The sequence below is a fragment of the uncultured Flavobacterium sp. genome, from assembly GCF_963974175.1.
GTDB lineage: Bacteria > Bacteroidota > Bacteroidia > Flavobacteriales > Flavobacteriaceae > Flavobacterium.
Map to the genome: position 1 here is coordinate 110,291 of NZ_CAXBBR010000008.1, position 17,591 is coordinate 127,881.

16 protein-coding genes and 1 other RNA gene are annotated in these 17,591 nt (G+C 33.7%); 9 read left to right on the forward strand and 8 right to left on the reverse strand.

All coding sequences use genetic code 11. The features are described 5' to 3' along the window. Positions 1–29: 29 nt before the first annotated feature. Entirely contained in the window at positions 30–731 is a 702-nt protein-coding gene (locus tag AAC069_RS13220; protein ID WP_339920931.1) for a hypothetical protein, read from the forward strand. A 15-nt stretch (positions 732–746) separates the two neighbouring features. On the opposite strand, the gene AAC069_RS13225 is transcribed toward AAC069_RS13220, so the two are convergent. The 3 genes from AAC069_RS13225 to AAC069_RS13235 all read right to left on the reverse strand — a co-directional run bounded on the left by AAC069_RS13225 (position 747) and on the right by AAC069_RS13235 (position 5,760). Beyond that, positions 747–1,463, reverse strand: a complete 717-nt coding sequence (locus tag AAC069_RS13225; RefSeq protein ID WP_339920932.1) for a hypothetical protein — start codon at positions 1,461–1,463, stop codon at positions 747–749. A 115-nt stretch (positions 1,464–1,578) separates the two neighbouring features. Next, entirely contained in the window at positions 1,579–4,047 is a 2,469-nt protein-coding gene (locus AAC069_RS13230; RefSeq protein WP_339920934.1) for a TonB-dependent receptor plug domain-containing protein, read from the reverse strand. Between the two features lie 15 nt (positions 4,048–4,062). Beyond that, a complete protein-coding gene (locus AAC069_RS13235) occupies positions 4,063–5,760 on the reverse strand; it encodes a M23 family metallopeptidase (RefSeq protein WP_339920935.1) in 1,698 nt (565 codons plus the stop codon). Between the two features lie 177 nt (positions 5,761–5,937). Between AAC069_RS13235 and AAC069_RS13240 the strand changes: the two genes are divergently transcribed. The 4 genes from AAC069_RS13240 (at position 5,938) to rny (ending at position 8,303) form a co-directional block, all read left to right on the forward strand. Then, complete coding sequence (locus AAC069_RS13240; protein ID WP_101136563.1) at positions 5,938–6,228, forward strand: hypothetical protein; 291 nt, start codon at positions 5,938–5,940, stop codon at positions 6,226–6,228. Between the two features lie 8 nt (positions 6,229–6,236). Then, a complete protein-coding gene (locus AAC069_RS13245) occupies positions 6,237–6,530 on the forward strand; it encodes a cell division protein ZapA (RefSeq protein WP_339920936.1) in 294 nt (97 codons plus the stop codon). Positions 6,531–6,581: 51 nt separating this feature from the next. Further along, a non-coding RNA gene (gene ssrS, locus AAC069_RS13250) (6S RNA) lies at positions 6,582–6,691 on the forward strand. Positions 6,692–6,740: 49 nt separating this feature from the next. After that, complete coding sequence (gene rny, locus AAC069_RS13255; RefSeq protein WP_091092447.1) at positions 6,741–8,303, forward strand: ribonuclease Y; 1,563 nt, start codon at positions 6,741–6,743, stop codon at positions 8,301–8,303. Between the two features lie 99 nt (positions 8,304–8,402). Here rny and xerD read toward each other — a convergent pair whose 3' ends face one another. Then, entirely contained in the window at positions 8,403–9,299 is an 897-nt protein-coding gene (gene xerD, locus AAC069_RS13260; protein WP_339920937.1) for a site-specific tyrosine recombinase XerD, read from the reverse strand. A 497-nt stretch (positions 9,300–9,796) separates the two neighbouring features. Between xerD and AAC069_RS13265 the strand changes: the two genes are divergently transcribed. From AAC069_RS13265 to AAC069_RS13275, 3 genes are all read left to right on the forward strand, one after another. Then, positions 9,797–10,360, forward strand: a complete 564-nt coding sequence (locus AAC069_RS13265) for a porin family protein (protein WP_339920938.1) — start codon at positions 9,797–9,799, stop codon at positions 10,358–10,360. A 73-nt stretch (positions 10,361–10,433) separates the two neighbouring features. Next, positions 10,434–10,847 (forward strand): type II 3-dehydroquinate dehydratase, encoded by a 414-nt coding sequence (gene aroQ / locus AAC069_RS13270; RefSeq protein WP_339920939.1) that lies wholly within the window; start codon positions 10,434–10,436, stop codon positions 10,845–10,847. 89 nt (positions 10,848–10,936) lie between these two features. Next, positions 10,937–13,420: a DUF5686 and carboxypeptidase regulatory-like domain-containing protein gene (locus AAC069_RS13275; protein WP_339920940.1), complete on the forward strand. Its 2,484-nt coding sequence runs from the start codon at positions 10,937–10,939 to the stop codon at positions 13,418–13,420. Positions 13,421–13,497: 77 nt separating this feature from the next. Here the strand turns inward: AAC069_RS13275 and AAC069_RS13280 are convergent, their stop codons facing one another. From AAC069_RS13280 to AAC069_RS13295, 4 genes are all read right to left on the reverse strand, one after another. After that, positions 13,498–14,373: a cation diffusion facilitator family transporter gene (locus AAC069_RS13280; protein WP_339920942.1), complete on the reverse strand. Its 876-nt coding sequence runs from the start codon at positions 14,371–14,373 to the stop codon at positions 13,498–13,500. A gap of 19 nt (positions 14,374–14,392) precedes the next feature. Next, a complete protein-coding gene (murA, locus tag AAC069_RS13285) occupies positions 14,393–15,706 on the reverse strand; it encodes a UDP-N-acetylglucosamine 1-carboxyvinyltransferase (RefSeq protein WP_339920943.1) in 1,314 nt (437 codons plus the stop codon). Between the two features lie 92 nt (positions 15,707–15,798). Further along, entirely contained in the window at positions 15,799–16,521 is a 723-nt protein-coding gene (locus tag AAC069_RS13290) for a DUF4290 domain-containing protein (protein ID WP_339920945.1), read from the reverse strand. A 92-nt stretch (positions 16,522–16,613) separates the two neighbouring features. After that, positions 16,614–16,898, reverse strand: a complete 285-nt coding sequence (locus AAC069_RS13295; RefSeq protein WP_091092429.1) for a DUF493 family protein — start codon at positions 16,896–16,898, stop codon at positions 16,614–16,616. A gap of 152 nt (positions 16,899–17,050) precedes the next feature. Here AAC069_RS13295 and AAC069_RS13300 point away from each other — a divergent pair, with 152 nt between their 5' ends. Continuing rightward, positions 17,051–17,590 (forward strand): ATP-binding protein, encoded by a 540-nt coding sequence (locus tag AAC069_RS13300; protein ID WP_339920946.1) that lies wholly within the window; start codon positions 17,051–17,053, stop codon positions 17,588–17,590. Position 17,591: the final 1 nt, after the last annotated feature.

Genomic DNA, 17,591 nt, shown 5'->3' on the forward strand with positions numbered 1-17,591 from the left:
TTCCGTTTTAAAATCTTAAAACAAAAAGAATGTATCTCAACAACCAAAATATAAAACTCCCCGAAGACCCTGATACTATCGTCTGGAAGTATTTGGATTTGTCTAAATTTTTGGATCTGTTAATGTCTCAGAAACTTTTCATGTCACGTTCAGATAAATTTGAGGATCAATACGAAGGTACTTTTAGCGAACCTACTTTTGAAGAAATCAGAAAATTATCGATTGACAATCCTGATTTTTTAAAATTTTACAAAATACACCGTGAAAAGGTAGCCATTAGCAGTTGGCATATCAATGAATATGAATCCTTTGCTATGTGGCAAATATTCACCCAAAACAGTGAAGGACTAGCCATACAATCCACAATTGGTCGACTGCAAAACGCACTAGCTCCTGAAAACAATTACAAACAGTATATTGGCGAGGTGAATTATATTGATTATAAGAAAGAATACATCCCTTTTGACGATATGTTTTTCCCTTTTTTATTCAAACGAAAAAGCTTTCAGTACGAGCGTGAAGTCCGAATCCTATCTGATGTATCCGACAACAACATTTCACTTAATGATGGACTTAAAATTAATGTGAACATAGATCAATTGATTGAAAAAATTTACATCCATCCAAAATCAGAAAACTGGTATAAAGACCTTGTCATCAATTTAGTAAAACAACTTGGCTTTGATTTTACTATTGAAAAATCAGATTTAGAGAGCGATATACTGATTTAGTGTTTTACCCCTATTTTAAATTGGCTCGTAATTAATTACTTTCCATTCATTACTTGACAGATCAATGTAATTGTACTGCACCACATCATTCTTGTCAAACTGTCCATTTTTATTAGTGTCTTCAACCGTTCTAAAATACAAACGACTTTTAGAATCTATTAAATTCCAATCAATCAATTCCTGAAAATCCTCTGACACTTTTGTAAATCGTTTGCCGCTAATATCACTTAAGTATAGACATTTAATATCACTGCTATCTAATTTCCCATCCCTGTTGGTATCTGTATCAAACATAGTGTACACCATAATTTGTTTTTTGGCTCTATCAGAAACAGACTTCAAATAAGTGGCCGTTTGTATTAAAGCCGGTTTATTAGTTAATGGTCGTATCGAATCAGAATCGGTCTTTTGAAATTTTAAGTTTTGCAAATAACCCGTAATCTCATTTTCTCCATAATTAGAAATCGTAAAACTCAAATCAATTACACTCGAAGAGCCATACCTTGCTTTCGTTCCTCTTTCATAAACTCTCAGGTCTCCTACAGGATGAATCAAATAATCAGTCCCTTCCATTTGAATAGGTAAATCAGAAATGGCTACCTGAGTAGAATCCACTTTAGAGATTCCTTTATTGGTAGCATCATAAATTACTTTAGGTTTTTCCTTTTCTTGCTTACAACTTGCTAAAAGCAAAATGGTGATACTCAATAATGCTATATGTAATTTTTTCATAATGATGTAATATTAAAATAAATCCAAATGTAATGAATTTTAAAAACGGTTCTGATATTTATAACTATTTTATATGATAAAGCGAATGGTTATCCTAATGACTATTCATCCTACTCTATAATCTAGCACTTAACTTAACATTAAAAACACGCGTCGTCATATAATTGGGAATTGCATATTCGCTTTTAGAATAAACATCACGCACCCAGGTATTCGTAATCGCATTTTGATTATTAAATAGATTAAAGATTTCTAATCCTATGGCAAGCTCTTTAAAATTTCCTAACCAATTTGTTTTTGGTTTTCCTACAGTATTATCCAAGAGCACTTTTGAAAACCCAACATCTACCCTACGATAATCATTTAATCTATTTTGATACAAATAAGGATCAGCATAAGAAGGGGAACCTCCCGGCAATCCAGTATTGTAAACCAAATTCAAATATATTTTCACACTTGGAATATTAGGCATGTAATCCTGGAACAAAAGTCCAAATTTCAATCTCTGATCAGTAGGCCTAGCGATATAACCCCTATTCTCGCTGTTTTCTTCTGTTTTTAGATAGCCAAAACTAAACCAAGATTCTGTTCCGGGAACAAATTCTCCATTCAACCTAAAATCAAGTCCCTGTGCATAACCTTTGGCCACATTAGAAGCCGCATAACGAATCCTAACATTATCAATTGTATAGGTATTTACATCCGTCAGTGACTTATAATACAACTCTGAAACCAGTTTAAAAGGGCGTTCCCACATTTTAAAACTATAATCGTTGCTTAGTACAAAATGAATGGATTGTTGTGCTCTTACGTTAGGCTGAACCACGCCTTCAGCATCTCTAAGTTCTCTATAGAACGGCGGCTGATGGTACACGCCTCCTGAAACTCTGAAAACCATATCCTTTTCCCAATCTGGTTTTATAGCAAATTGTGCTCTAGGACTAAAGGTAGTTTGAGCAGACCCATTCACATTCCCGCCTGTAACTTCCCAATTATGGATTCGGACTCCAGCATTGTACCAAACTTCACTACTGCCTATCTTATCTTTTCTACTCCATTGCCCGTAACCCGAAAACCTATTGATCGCATTAAAATTGGTGGCTCGTACATTTTGGTACGGAACTAATGGCCCAGTGTATGGAGAGTAAGGCTGGTCATTTCTAGGTAAATCAAAAATTGGTGGGTTTATAGAAAAACCAGCAGAATCAATTACTTCCCACTCCACTACTCTATCCCGAATTGATTCACGGGTATATTTAACTCCCCATTCTAATTGGTTTTTCCTCCAGTCATGAAACCCCTTTATTTCGGCATTTACGATTAACGCATCCAAATCATTTCGCGCATGATTAAGTTGGCTACCAATGCCTCGGGTAAAAGCTACGTCGCCATAGGTTTCTGATCCAATATTCGCATCCACTTCGCCTAAACGATATTGGGCAAAAATATCAAAATGCTCTTGTTCTAAAGTATGAAAAACAGAACCAATGAATTTTAATGTAGAAGTATCCGTTGCTTTGAATGTTGTTTTAAAAGCACCAAAATAAGTATCGTATTTGTCCTTTTCTAAACCTTCATAATACACAGTAAGCGCCATCGGGTTATCTAAAGTTCCAAATTTGGTTTCTCTTGTTAATGGCTGGTATTGGTATTTATTTTGAGAGATGTTCCCTAGAAAACTCCATTGCCATTTTGCTGAAGCCTGATAATTGACATTCGTTTGTACGTCGACAAAGGCAGGAGTAAAATTAGTTTGCGTATCCTGGCTATTGACTAAAAGACTGTTGTTTCTATAGCGAAATCCAGTAATTGCTGTCCACTTTTTATTTTTTGAAATTGCATCTACTGACAGGCTTCCGCCAAGAAAACTCGCTTCAAGTGTAGCACCAAATTTTGTAGGCTTTCGATACGTAATATCTAAAACCGAAGACAATTTATCTCCAAATTTTGCTTGAAAACCACCTGCCGAAAACTCTACGTTTTGAACCAAATCCGTATTAGTAAAACTGAGCCCTTCCTGTTGTCCCGAGCGGATTAGAAAAGGACGATAAATTTCGATTTCATTTACATAAACCAAGTTCTCATCGTAATTTCCGCCTCGAACAGCATATTGCGTACTTAATTCATTATTCGAATTAACTCCAGGAAGTGTTTTTAAAATATTTTCGATACCGGCATTGGCTCCGGGAATTTTTCGAATAACCTCAGGTTCGATAGTGGTAATTCCCTGAACTTGCTTTTTATTGTTTGTAGTGACTATAATTTCACCCATTTGTTCTTCCCGATCATTCATAACCAAGTTGAACTCGTAGTCCTCAACTGTTTTTAAGGTAAGATAAACCGTTGCTTTCTTTAAAGAAACATGGCTAAAAACGATAGCTACTCTTTGGTTTAACGGCACCCTAACAAGATAAAATCCGTTTTCATTAGATTGTGTTATACTTCCTCCAGCTGTGACATTTACATTTTCTACTGGTTGATTCTTTATATCGAGAATCACTCCCTTGATGCGTGCGGATTGCGCAAGCACAGGCAAACTTATCCAAAAAGTAATAAAAACAATGATTATTTTATTGATACTCAAGATGTCTGTATATTATTATTTTTGACTTCTAAAAAATTGAGTTTCAAAGATAGTAGAATTTCCTACATTATCCGTGACAACCACTTTTAAATCATTAGCGCCTTCTGCCACAACACCATCACTAAAATTATGCGTAATTCTCCTTGTTTTATTATCATATTCAAATAAAATCCAGTTCCCATTTAAATAACCATTGTAGCTTTTTATTCCTGAACCACTATCATTAATTGAAAGTTGAATTGTTTTTTGGGTGCTTAACCATTTGCCTTCAATAGAGCTTCCAATAGAGATTGTAGGGGCAGCAGTATCCATTGCCAATGTGTATTTACCCAAAGACCTCACCTTGGTCGTAAATACATTATCTTTCCTAGAAGTACTATTGTAGCCTACTCGTCCACTTTTACTAATATCCGCAATGAACACTTTTTCCTTTTGACTATCCGTGTATTTATTATCCTCGATTGTAATTGCAAAATTGGAGTGAACAGGAACTGTATCGTCATGAAGATACAGGGTATCATCCTTAACATTAAAATTCATATCAAAATCTTCGTAAAAGGTTCCTGCTGGAAAGAAAACTGACATATTATTTTTAGTGAAATTGTTGTCTTTATTCACCTTTACAAAATAATTAGAAACTACTGGCTCCTTATCAATAATGGTTGCCGACAAGTCATAACTAATCGGAATAGAGATCTTTGTTGTATTCCCCTGAAAATCGGAAACTTCAATACGATAAACAGACGTTAAGTTAGGAACTACTGTAATAATACCGTTTGCGTCATCTGTTTTTATAAAACTCAATTTATAAGGATTCACCATAAATAGTTTCTGCACCCTTTGTGAAGTTGATTTATATCTTGGATAATCGATTAATGCATTGATATAGCGCATTTCATCAAATGAATAGGTATCTAATTGATACCCAAAATTAGCCTTTCCATTCAAGTACGTTTGCAATTTATAAATTCCGTTTCTATTACCTGAAACATTATCATAATCGACAGCTGTGATACCAAAACCTATCTTACCATTAGCCACAACCTTATTTGCTAAGTAGCTTCCATCCTTTTGCAAAGACAAATTTAATAACAACGGACGCTTCGATTGGTTTACCGAAGTTTTACTATCAACAGGATATACATAAACGGCCGAAACCGATGGTTTTTTAGTGTCTTTTACCTCTTTATCAAAACCAAACAGCATCGGGTTGATAATTTTCTCTGTTTTGTTGTCGCGAAATTCAAAATGCAAATGAGGCCCTTCTGACGACCCAGTATTACCGGTCAAAGCAATAGTTTGCCCTTTTTTGACAACCAACTCATTTGGTTTCAAAAACATTTCTATCTCAAATGATTTTTCTTTATAATGTGTTTTTTCAATATAATTTTCGATGACACCAACACCTTTTTGAAGATGACAATAAACAGATGTAAATCCATTTGGATGCGTTATATATATTGCCTTACCATTCCCGTAGGTAGAAATCTTTATTCGAGATACATAACCGTCTGCAACAGCATGCACTTCCAAACCCTCTCGCTGCAAGGTCTTAAAATCAAAACCTGCATGAAAATGATTGGGCCGCAATTCTCCAAAATTACCTGACAGCTGCATAGGAATGTCTAATGGAGGGCTAAAATAGTCCTTTGGATACTCTGTTTGTGCCATAATAGCGCTCGAAAACAACAGAAAAAAAAGTAAAAATCTCATGGTATTCATTTTTGCTAAGATAAAAAAAGTAATTTGTTCTTCTTTATAAAATAATACATTTTGTAACCATTTACATTACAACAATTTGATTATTTTCTAATAAAAAAACGAATAATATATTGTAATAATAAAAAGTAATACTAAATTTGTAATATTAAGTAATGAATAGGATAAATAATGAGTGTAATTGCAGAAATAATTGATACTCTTGAAAATAAAGTTGAAAAACTGATTCTAAAAATTAAACGTTTAGATCAAAATACTCAAGAATTAAAAATCGAATTAACAAAGTCTGCACACATCATACAAACTCAGTCAAACGAGATTGAAGCGTTAAAATCGCAATATGAGACACTTAAGATTGCCAACTCATTATTAGGCAGTGACGATAATAAAAGAGATACGAAGCTTAAAATAAATTCATTAATTCGGGAAATTGATTACTGTATAGCACAGCTATCTGATTAGTAAAACATATGGACGAAAAGCTTAAAATTAAGATATCAATTGCAGACAGAGTCTATCCATTAACGGTAGAACTTTCTCAGGAAGAGGGGCTTAGAAGTGCTTCTAAAAAAATTGATGTAATGATGAAGCAATTTGAAGAAAATTATGCTGTACGAGACAAACAAGATGTATTAGCCATGTGCGCTTTGCAATTTGCTTCTCAAGTAGAACAAAAACAAATAGATAATACTATCAATGGAGATGAGACTATTGAAAGAATTAAAAAATTGAATGCACTTTTAGATCAATATCTCGACAATTAAACGTTCTTTACAGAAACTAAGATACTGCCTACATTAGTTCACATTTGGTAAACTCAACACTAATAATTTAGAATGAGCAAATCATCACTACTAAAGCATGCCACGCCTAGGCGAGGAAACTTGAACAGTGAGTTAGCTCAAAACTTGTCATTTTCGAGTTTATTCAATCCACCTAATGTAGGCTTTTTTTATATATAAATTTTAACAAACATGGACATATTAACGATCGTTATTTCAGGAATTATAGGTATTGCAGCGGGTTTTGGAATCGCTAAAATTATAGAAAAAAGCAATATTTCTAATCTTATTAAAAACGCAAAAAAAGAAGCTTCATCCATCTTAAAAGATGCTAACCTAGAAGCTGAGAATATAAAGAAAGATAAAATCCTTCAAGCAAAAGAAAAATTTATTGAATTAAAATCAGAGCACGAACAAGTAATTCTGACTAGAGACAAGAAAGTAGCTGAAGTTGAAAAAAGAATCAGAGACAAAGAATCACAAGTTTCTAATGAATTATCGAAGGTAAAGAAAGTCAACGATGATTTTGAAGCAAAAACAACCGAATTCACTGCTAAAATTGAAGTTTTAGACAAAAGACAAGTAGAAGTTGACAAACTACATAAAAGCCAATTACAACAACTTGAAGTAATTTCAGGCTTATCTGCTGAAGACGCAAAAAATCAATTGGTAGAAGGTTTGAAAGCAGAAGCGAAGACTAAGGCGATGTCTCATATTCAAGATACAATTGAAGAGGCTAAGCTAACGGCACAGCAAGAAGCTAAAAAAATCATCATTAACACTATCCAAAGAGTTGGAACAGAAGAAGCGGTAGAAAACTGTGTATCTGTATTCAACATAGAATCTGACGATGTTAAAGGTAGAATTATTGGTCGTGAAGGACGTAACATTAGAGCACTAGAAGCAGCAACAGGAGTAGAAATCATTGTAGATGACACACCGGAAGCTATCATCCTTTCTTGTTTTGATCCTGTACGTAGAGAAATTGCACGTTTAGCTTTACACAAATTAGTAACGGACGGACGTATTCACCCTGCCCGTATTGAGGAAGTTGTTGCTAAAACAGCCAAACAAATTGACGATGAAATTATAGAAGTTGGAAAACGTACCGTTATAGATTTAGGAATTCATGGATTACACCCTGAATTAATAAAAGTAGTGGGACGTATGAAATACCGTTCTTCTTACGGACAAAATTTATTGCAACACTCCCGTGAAGTTTCTAAACTTTGTGGAATTATGGCAGCAGAATTAGGGCTGAATGTGAAATTAGCTAAAAGAGCTGGTTTATTACATGATATCGGTAAAGTGCCAGATGCAGAAAGTGATTTACCTCACGCATTATTAGGAATGCAATGGGCTGAAAAATATGGTGAAAAAGAAGAAGTATGTAATGCTATCGGAGCCCACCACGATGAAATAGAAATGAAATCTCTATTGTCTCCAATAATCCAAGTTTGTGATGCCATTTCAGGTGCAAGACCGGGTGCAAGAAGACAAGTATTAGACTCTTATATTCAACGTTTGAAAGACTTAGAAGAAGTAGCTTACGGATTCACTGGTGTTAAAAATGCTTATGCAATTCAAGCTGGTAGAGAACTAAGAGTTATTGTAGAAAGCGAAAAAGTATCTGACGATAATGCAGCTACACTATCTTTTGAAATTTCACAAAAAATTCAAACAGAAATGACTTATCCAGGTCAGGTTAAAGTAACAGTAATTAGAGAAACAAGAGCAGTAAATATTGCTAAATAATAATTACAGCAATTAATATATAGTCTCGGTATGACTCACTTATGTGAATCATACCGAGACTATTTTTTATCCACATAACGACTAACTAAATACTGAATACTATTTTCTCGGATGAAAGTTATTAATCACTTCCGTTAAAAATTTCCGATCAAGATGCAAATAGATCTCTGTTGTAGTAATCGACTCATGTCCAAGCATCAATTGAATAGAACGCAAGTCAGCACCATTTTCAAGAAGATGAGTTGCAAAAGAATGCCGAAAGGTATGTGGACTTATTTTTTTATGCAATTCTATCTTAACAGCTAAATTTTTGATAATGGTGAAAATCATGGCTCTTGTGAGTTGGCCTCCTCTCCTATTCAAAAACAAAACATCACCATGCTCTTTCTTTACATTCAGATGGATTCTAATGGCATCTTTATAGATATGAATGTATTTTTGTGCTAATTCACCTATAGGCACAAAACGCTGCTTATTTCCTTTCCCTGTGACTTTAATAAAGCCCTCATCAAAGAACAAATCGGAAATCTTTAAAGACACTAATTCTGAAACCCGAAGACCGCAGCCATAAAGAGTTTCTAGCATCGCGCGATTGCGTTCCCCTTCATTTGAAGTCAAATCAATTGCCTTGATCAACGCATCAATTTCTTCAATCGATAATGTATCCGGTAATTTCCTACCCGTTTTGGGTGATTCAATTAATTCCAAAGGATTGTCCATTCGATAATCTTCAAAAATCAAGTAACCGAAAAAACTTTTCAGACCTGATATAATCCGAGCCTGGGAGCGCGGGTTAACTTGACTGGAAACTGCATATATAAATTGCTGCACTGTTTCCTCCCCGATCTTAAGTGGCGAAACTTCTATTCTATTTTCACTGAGAAATAAGCACAACCTTTCGATATCAAAAGAATAATTTTCTATCGTATTTTTTGACAAACCTCGCTCAATCTTTAAATAGGACTGATAATTTTTGATATATGAATTCCAACTCATATTACAAAGTAAAGCCTTTTTTACACATAAAAAAACCTCCCAAAACTAGAGGTGCTTAAATAGACTAATCAAAAAAAAACGAATCTATAATCGGAGGATAATTACCAATTCCGATAAAGCATTTTTTTTTTTGCTTAAAGCATATAAAATTTCGATAAATAAAACTTACAGAATCAAAAACAATATACCCCTTCAACTTACTGATCACCATATTTTTATTAATTTTAAAAATTAGTAACCTTAAAATATAAATTTCATTTTTTTATCATAAAACCCTAAATGCCAACAATTAACAATTTTTAGCAACCAGTTTTACAGTACCCTAATAGTCATTTGAAAAACTATAGCACAATACTTTTTTAATTTACGGCTCAGTATTTGATTTATCGACAATGTTATAAAAAAAAAAATAAAGAAAAGTGAAAGGCAATATTTATACTATTAAAGTGTTATAAATTGCAGCTTCAAATTAGAAAACATTACTTAAATACAATTTTATGAAAAAAACAATCTTTGCTGCCGTAGTGTTACTCGCTATGTCTGCTTCCGTTCAAGCTCAATTAGTAAAAATCGGAATTAAAGGCGGATTAAATTACGCTAATCAAAATGGTTCAGATATCACGATAAACAGCACTAATTATCAAACTTCTGCGATCACTAGTTATCATGCGGGTTTAGTGGCTGAAATTAAACTGGTAGACAGCTTCGCAATACAACCTGAACTATTGTACTCTACACAAGGAGCTACCTACAAAAATGCTGTGGAAGAATTTCAAAACGAACTAGGATATTTATCAATTCCGGTCATGGCCAAAATCTATTTGAATAAAGTAGTAAGCCTTGAATTAGGACCACAAGCTTCCTTTTTATTAAGCGAAAGAAATAATTTTGATGTGAAGGATGCCAATACATTTGACTTTGCTGCTAATGCAGGACTTGGCTTTAAAATTACAAAGAGTTTCTTCCTTGAAGGTCGTTATAGCTTAGGATTAACCGAAGCTTCTAAGGATGCACAGGTAAAAAACTCAGTAGTACAAGTTTCTGCTGGATTCCTTTTCTAAAAGAATTAAAACAATTTTAAAAAAACCGTTCTATAATTAGAACGGTTTTTTTATTTTTACAAAAACAACAACTATGAAAATTTGCATCATTAATGGCCCAAATTTAAACTTATTAGGAAAAAGGGAACCTGAAGTTTATGGCAGTCTTACTTTTGAAGAATATTTCACCACAATACAAATAAAATTTCCAAATGTAGAATTCAGCTATTTCCAGAGCAACATCGAAGGAGAACTAATCGATACAATTCAGGAATATGGCTTTAGCTATGACGGAATTATTTTAAACGCTGGTGCCTATACACATACTTCAATTGGCATTGGTGACGCTATTAAAGCCATCACGACTCCTGTTATCGAAGTACATATTTCAAATACCTTCTCACGTGAAAGTTTTAGACATCAATCTTATATTTCAGGAAATGCAAAAGGAGTTATCCTAGGATTTGGATTACAAAGCTATGAATTAGCTGTACAGTCATTTTTGTAGAAAACATCAAAAAATTCCTATAAATATTTAACAAATTATTAATACACTAGTTTTAAACATCTTATATTTTTGTGAAAGAAAAAACTTTCATGAAAAACTATACTCTATTTTTATTTTCTTTAATTTCTATTTCCAACTTTGCACAAATTAAAGGAACAGTAACGGACTCCGCTGGAAATCCACTCCCATTTGTATCGATATTTGAAGAAGATACCTATAATGCAACGACCTCTAATGATCAGGGTATTTATGAATTGAATATAAAAACTGCAGGAACTCATTCGGTAGTTTTTCAATATTTAGGTTATAAAACTCAAAAAACCACCGTTCAGACAAAGGGTACTCCATTCACTTTGGATGTTAAAATGCAAGAGGAGAGTTTTTTTTTGAATGAAGTAGTAATCAATACCAAACACAATCCAGCACTTGCAATCATAAGAAATGCAATTGAAACTAGAAAAGAGAATACTGAGAAGACGGCACGTTTCAAGGCCGACTTCTATTCAAGAGGTATTTTCAAACTCAAAAATGCCCCTAAAAAAATATTTGGTCAGAAAATTGGTGACATGAATGGTGCCTTAGACTCCACAGGAACCGGTATTATTTCATTATCAGAAACATTTTCTAAAATTACTTTTGAGAAACCTAATAATTTAAAAGAATTGGTAACCGCTTCGAAAGTAAGCGGAAAAGATAAAGGATATAGCTACAATACAGCAAGATCTTCTTTTTACGACTTCTATGACAACAATGTGAATTTTGGCATTAATATGATTTCACCCATTGCTGACAATGCTTTCAATTACTATGATTTTAAATTAGAAGGCACCTTCAATGACGAAAACAACCAAACAATAAATAAAGTAAAAGTCATCCCAAAACGTGATAACGAACCCGTATTTGAGGGATACATTTACATTGTAGAAGATTCTTGGGCCATTTATGCGATAGATTTAGATATAAAAGGCTATCGAATGAAAGAAGAGTTTATTGATACAATGACGATCAAACAAAACTTCAGCTATAATAAAAACAATAGAATATGGACTAAAAACACGCAAAGCCTAGATTTTACTGCTGGAGCTTTTGGTATAAAATTTACGGGGAAATACACTTATGTATACAGTAATTATAAGTTCATGAATGCATTTGACAAAAAAACATTTACTAATGAAATTACGACCGTAGAAATAAATTCAAACAAAAAAGACACTGTCTTTTGGAACAGCAGCAGGCCTATTCCTTTGACATTCGAAGAAAGCAATGACTACATTAGAAAAGACAGTATATACAAGGTGCGAAATTCTAAAAAATATTTAGATTCGATAGATCAAAAGGGGAATAAATTTAAAGTATTGAAACTAATTACCGGCTACACCTATAGAAACAGTATGGAAAAACAAACTTTCAACTATGACGGTTTATTTAACCTAAGCTCACTAAGTTTTAATACCGTTCAAGGACTAAATTTAGACTCTGGGTTTTCATTCACTGACTGGAGCGCGAATGAAAAAGGAAAGTATACATCTATAAAAACAACCTTTAATTACGGGTTTTCAGAAGAGCGCTTACGAATCACAGGAATGTTTACACATCGATTCAACAAACAGAACTATGCAAATATTGGCGTTTCCGGAGGAAGCACAGTAAAACAATTCAATGAAAATCTACCCATAACTAATATTATCAACTCTATCAGCTCTTTGTATTTTAAAAATAATTACATGAAATTATACAATTTAGAATTTGCTAAAATAAGCTATAGTCAAGATATTGCAAACGGGATAAATTTAATTGGAAAAATAGAATATCAGCAGCGAAAGCCATTGCGCAATACAACTGACTTTTCATTCTTCCACAAGGATGATTTATACTCTTCAAATAATCCGTTAGCCCCAAATGATTTTATGACAGATCCTTTTCAAGAACATCATTTAATAAAGGCGACTTTGAATACAAAGATTAATTTTGGCAACAAGTATTCCTCACGACCGGACGGCAAATTCAATATTCCAAACAAAAAATACCCCACATTATTTGTAGCCTATGAAAAAGCATTCGCTGGAAGCGAGAAAAAATATGAATTTGACCACATCAGTTCGCGACTCTCGTATGTATCCACTATAGGCAATAAAGGAATTTTTTCAATGAATGTAAAAGCGGGGAAATTTTTTAACGGCGATAATATCTCGTTTGTGGATTACAAACATTTTAACGGGAACCAAACACACATTGGACAAACAGATAGGTACTTGAATGTGTTTAATTTACTGCCTTATTATTCGAATAGTACTAACGACAGTTATTTTGAAGCGCATATGGAACACAATGACCAGGGCTATATTATGAATAAAATCCCTCTATTGAACAAATTAAAATCTACTATGAATATAGGATTTCATACACTAGCCATCCCAAACACAAAACCGTATTCTGAATTCACAGTTGGTCTTGACAATCTTGGTTTTGGTAAATTTAAAATGTTTAGAGTTGATTATATTCGCCCGTATCAAAATGGGTTTAAAGGCGAAGGAGTAGTTTTTGGATTGAAATTTTTGGATGTACTAGAATAAAAAAAATATTTTGGATAAATAAAAGACCAAGTTCCATTTTAAAAATAGGGCTCGGTCTTTAATCATTTCTGAAAAAATTACTTGTATTTATCTGGTTCCACATGTATCAACACATGTCCTAATTCAGGAAGTTCTTTTAAGAGTCTATCTTGTAACTTATGAGAGATATCATGTCCTTCTCTAACTGAAATATTGCCACTTACAATTGCATGTAAGTCTACGTGATATTTCATTCCGGCTTTTCTGATGAAACATTTTTCCGTATCAATAACCCCTTCAACCTGAGCTGACACTTCTCTAATCTTTTCAATTAAATCATCATATACATGTTCGTCCATTATCTCCCCGAGGGCTGGTCTAAAAATAAGATACGCATTAAACAGAATAAATCCTGAAGCAAAAAGTGCCGCCCAGTCATCTGCCGACTCATATCCTTTTCCTAATAATAGTGCGACTGAAATCCCAATAAACGCGGCAACAGAAGTAATTGCATCACTCCTATGATGCCAGGCATCTGCTTTTAATGATGAACTATTAGTTTCTATACTTCTTCTCATCACTAACCTAAAAGAATACTCTTTCCAAATAATAATTGCTCCTAGAACCAGAAGTGTCCAGGATTGTGGTAATTCATGAGGTGTTTGAATATTTGAAATACTCTCATAAGCAATAATAGTAGCCGAAGTTATCAGAAAGCCAACCACTATAAAGGTAATTAATGGCTCGGCACGACCATGCCCGTATGGATGATTCTTATCCGCTGGTCTGTTAGAATATTTGATTCCAAACAATACCAAAAACGAAGCAAAAATATCCGTTGTAGACTCAATAGCATCAGCAATTAAGGCATATGAATTGCCAAAAAAGCCTGCCATCCCTTTAATAAGGGCTAAGCAGGCATTTCCAATGATACTAAAGTAAGTTGCTTTTACAGCAGTTTGTTCATTCGTCATTACTTGTTGTTACATTTTTTTATTCAACGCGAACAATATTCGCGCCAATAGCTCTTAATCGTTCGTCAATTCTTTCATAACCACGATCAATTTGCTCAATATTTTGTATTGTACTTGTTCCTTTTGCTGAAAGCGCTGCAATCAATAAAGAGATACCCGCACGAATATCTGGAGAAGACATCGTTGTCGCTTTCAATTGTGATTGAAAATCATGCCCCATTACTACAGCTCGATGTGGATCACACAACATAATTTTTGCCCCCATATCGATTAATTTATCGACAAAGAACAAACGGCTTTCAAACATTTTTTGGTGTATTAAAACATCTCCTTTAGCTTGCGTTGCCACAACTAAAACAATACTCAGTAAATCAGGAGTAAATCCAGGCCAAGGTGCATCTGCGACGGTAAGAATAGAACCGTCAATATCTGTTTTAATTTCGTATCCATTTTCATGAGACGGGATATAAATATCATCTCCTCTACGTTCTAATGTAATACCAATTTTTCTAAATGTACTTGGAATTACTCCCAGGTTATCCCAACTTACATTTTTAATAGTAATTTCACTTTTAGTCATTGCGGCTAATCCAATCCAACTCCCAATTTCAATCATATCAGGAAGAATTCTATGCTCACATCCACCAAGGCTTTCAACTCCTTCAATAGTTAATAAGTTTGAGCCAACTCCAGTGATTTTAGCCCCCATAGAGTTTAACATCTTACAAAGCTGTTGCAAATAAGGTTCACAAGCAGCATTATAAACCGTTGTTATTCCTTTTGCCAGTACAGCAGCCATAACAATATTTGCTGTTCCAGTTACAGAAGCTTCGTCCAGTAGCATATCAGCACCTGTCAAGCCATCTGGAGCTTCAACACCATAAAAATGATCTTCTCTATTGTAACGGAATTTTGCACCTAAGTTAATAAAACCTTCAAAGTGTGTATCTAATCTTCTTCTTCCTATTTTATCACCACCCGGCTTAGGAATATATCCTTTTCCGAAACGAGCCAAAAACGGACCAACAATCATAATAGAACCACGTAGTGACCCTCCCTCTTTCTTGAATGCTTCTGTTTCAAGATACTCAACATTAACATCGTCAGCTTGAAAAGTATAAGAACCAGAACCATTTTTTTGGATTTTCACACCTAAATTCCCTAGAAGTGTTATCAATTTATTGATATCAATAATATCCGGAATATTATTAATTGTTACTTTTTCAGGAGTTAAAAGAACAGCACATAAAATCTGTAATGCTTCGTTTTTTGCTCCTTGTGGAGTGATTTCACCTTTTAGTCGAATGCCTCCTTCTATTTTGAAAATTCCCATATGATTGTAGTAAGATTTATGTAATACATTTAAAACTGTTCGGATTTACTTAGAGAGTTACTCTACAATCCGTACCCTATTTTAAAGCATTACTATTTCTGATTATTATTGTTTTTTGTATATGTTTTTGATTTGCCTGTTTTTGTGTTTTTATTGCTTTGAATTTTTGGTTGGCCAACCGGCAAAATTTTATTAGATATTCGCTTATTCGTTCGCAATAAATCAGATGTACTGATCAATTCCTCCGCACTTTGAATCATGTTTAATTTACCATCCGAAAGTTCATATAAGTGCTCAAAAATCACGTCATCTTTAACGGTATCTTTATTCCAACTTAAGTAGGATTTTTTCATGTGGTTTGCGATCACTTTAACCAACGCATTTTTCATGTCTCCATCATCCCATTTATTGGCAACATCAATCATATACTTAATGTTGTTACCGTAATACCTGTATTTTGGAAAATTCTGAGGGTATTGTAACACGTCCGGTTTTAGCTGTAAAACTTCACGTGATGGTATAGGATACGGTGACTCTACATCTAATTTAAAATCAGACATAATAAAAAGCTGATCCCATAGTTTATGTTGAAAATCCAATACATCACGAAGATGGGGATTCAAACTACCCATTACTTGAATGATATATTTTGCAGCTTTATTTCGCTCTTCTGCATCCTCAATTGCAGTTGCCTGCTCTATAAGTTTTTGTAGATGACGACCATATTCAGGAATAATTAAATGCGATCTCTCTGCATTATATTCTAAATGGTGAACGACATCGTTCGCAATCTCTTTTTGGTATTTTGAATTCATAAGTGAATTTAATTTTGAATCTATGTTACAGCCTGATATAAAGAAAGAACAAGTTAAGTATTTGTATTTGCTTTAATCAGTCTCTTCCCTATTTATAAGGAAACGATACCTTTAATTGTAGAAACTTCTAGGTATTTATCAACTATTTCTTGAGAATCCTTAACCTGAACATCAACTGATATACTGGTAAACTTTCCTGTTTTGGATTTTGTCGTTTTAATAACGGCGCCCATACAGTCAAAAGCCTGTTCTACTCTAACAATGTTATCATTTTCAGAAGGCACAATAAATTTAAACAAATATAAAGCAGGCCAGGTATTACTCATATCCAACTCCACTTTTAATCTAGTATAAAATTCTTCGGTGTTTTTATCCATTTTATATTTAAAATAATAATAGCAAATATACGGTTTCAAATGTAAATTACGAATTATCAATTATTAAATTTTACCGAAAACTATTATTTTAATGGTAATGATTTTTTCGATTTCCAATAAGTTTGAGTACTTTTGCGCCTTATTTCCAAAAAGTGCAGAAAGAAATCATAGTAATTATCGGCGGTCCAGGAACAGGAAAAAGTACTATTATCGATGGATTAATAGACAAAGGCTTTTGTTGTTACCCAGAAATTTCCAGAGAAGTAACCTTAGAGGCAAAAAAACAAGGTATCGAGCAATTATTTCTCGAAAAGCCATTATTATTCAGCGAACTACTTCTTGAAGGAAGAAAAAAACAATTCGTTGATGCACAGAATGAACCGCATGAAGTTGTTTTTATTGACCGCGGAATTCCTGATGTTTTGGCATATATGCATTATATTGGAGACAGCTACCCTGCTTCTTTTGATGCGATTTGCAGAGAACACATTTATAGTAAAATTTTCATTCTTCCTCCCTGGGAAGAAATTTATGTGAGTGATGAAGCCCGCTATGAAAACTACGAACAGGCTAAATTGATCCAAAATCACCTGATAGAAACCTACGAAGGCTATGGCTATTCTCTTACTGAAGTTCCCAAAGACACTATAGATAACAGAATTCTTTTTATATTAGATGAAATTTCTAAGTAAT

What these genes read in the sequence shown, in the direction of transcription:
- AAC069_RS13290 (WP_339920945.1), bottom strand. Translation starts at nt 16,521, where the DNA reads ATGAATTCAAAATACCAAAAAGAGATTGCGAACGATGTCGTTCACCAT.
- AAC069_RS13245 (WP_339920936.1), top strand. Translation starts at nt 6,237, where the DNA reads ATGGACGAAAAGCTTAAAATTAAGATATCAATTGCAGACAGAGTCTAT.
- AAC069_RS13295 (WP_091092429.1), bottom strand. Translation starts at nt 16,898, where the DNA reads ATGGATAAAAACACCGAAGAATTTTATACTAGATTAAAAGTGGAGTTG.
- aroQ (WP_339920939.1), top strand. Translation starts at nt 10,434, where the DNA reads ATGAAAATTTGCATCATTAATGGCCCAAATTTAAACTTATTAGGAAAA.
- AAC069_RS13275 (WP_339920940.1), top strand. Translation starts at nt 10,937, where the DNA reads ATGAAAAACTATACTCTATTTTTATTTTCTTTAATTTCTATTTCCAAC.
- xerD (WP_339920937.1), bottom strand. Translation starts at nt 9,299, where the DNA reads ATGAGTTGGAATTCATATATCAAAAATTATCAGTCCTATTTAAAGATT.
- AAC069_RS13235 (WP_339920935.1), bottom strand. Translation starts at nt 5,760, where the DNA reads ATGAGATTTTTACTTTTTTTTCTGTTGTTTTCGAGCGCTATTATGGCA.
- AAC069_RS13240 (WP_101136563.1), top strand. Translation starts at nt 5,938, where the DNA reads ATGAGTGTAATTGCAGAAATAATTGATACTCTTGAAAATAAAGTTGAA.
- AAC069_RS13265 (WP_339920938.1), top strand. Translation starts at nt 9,797, where the DNA reads ATGAAAAAAACAATCTTTGCTGCCGTAGTGTTACTCGCTATGTCTGCT.
- AAC069_RS13225 (WP_339920932.1), bottom strand. Translation starts at nt 1,463, where the DNA reads ATGAAAAAATTACATATAGCATTATTGAGTATCACCATTTTGCTTTTA.
- AAC069_RS13220 (WP_339920931.1), top strand. Translation starts at nt 30, where the DNA reads ATGTATCTCAACAACCAAAATATAAAACTCCCCGAAGACCCTGATACT.
- murA (WP_339920943.1), bottom strand. Translation starts at nt 15,706, where the DNA reads ATGGGAATTTTCAAAATAGAAGGAGGCATTCGACTAAAAGGTGAAATC.
- AAC069_RS13280 (WP_339920942.1), bottom strand. Translation starts at nt 14,373, where the DNA reads ATGACGAATGAACAAACTGCTGTAAAAGCAACTTACTTTAGTATCATT.
- rny (WP_091092447.1), top strand. Translation starts at nt 6,741, where the DNA reads ATGGACATATTAACGATCGTTATTTCAGGAATTATAGGTATTGCAGCG.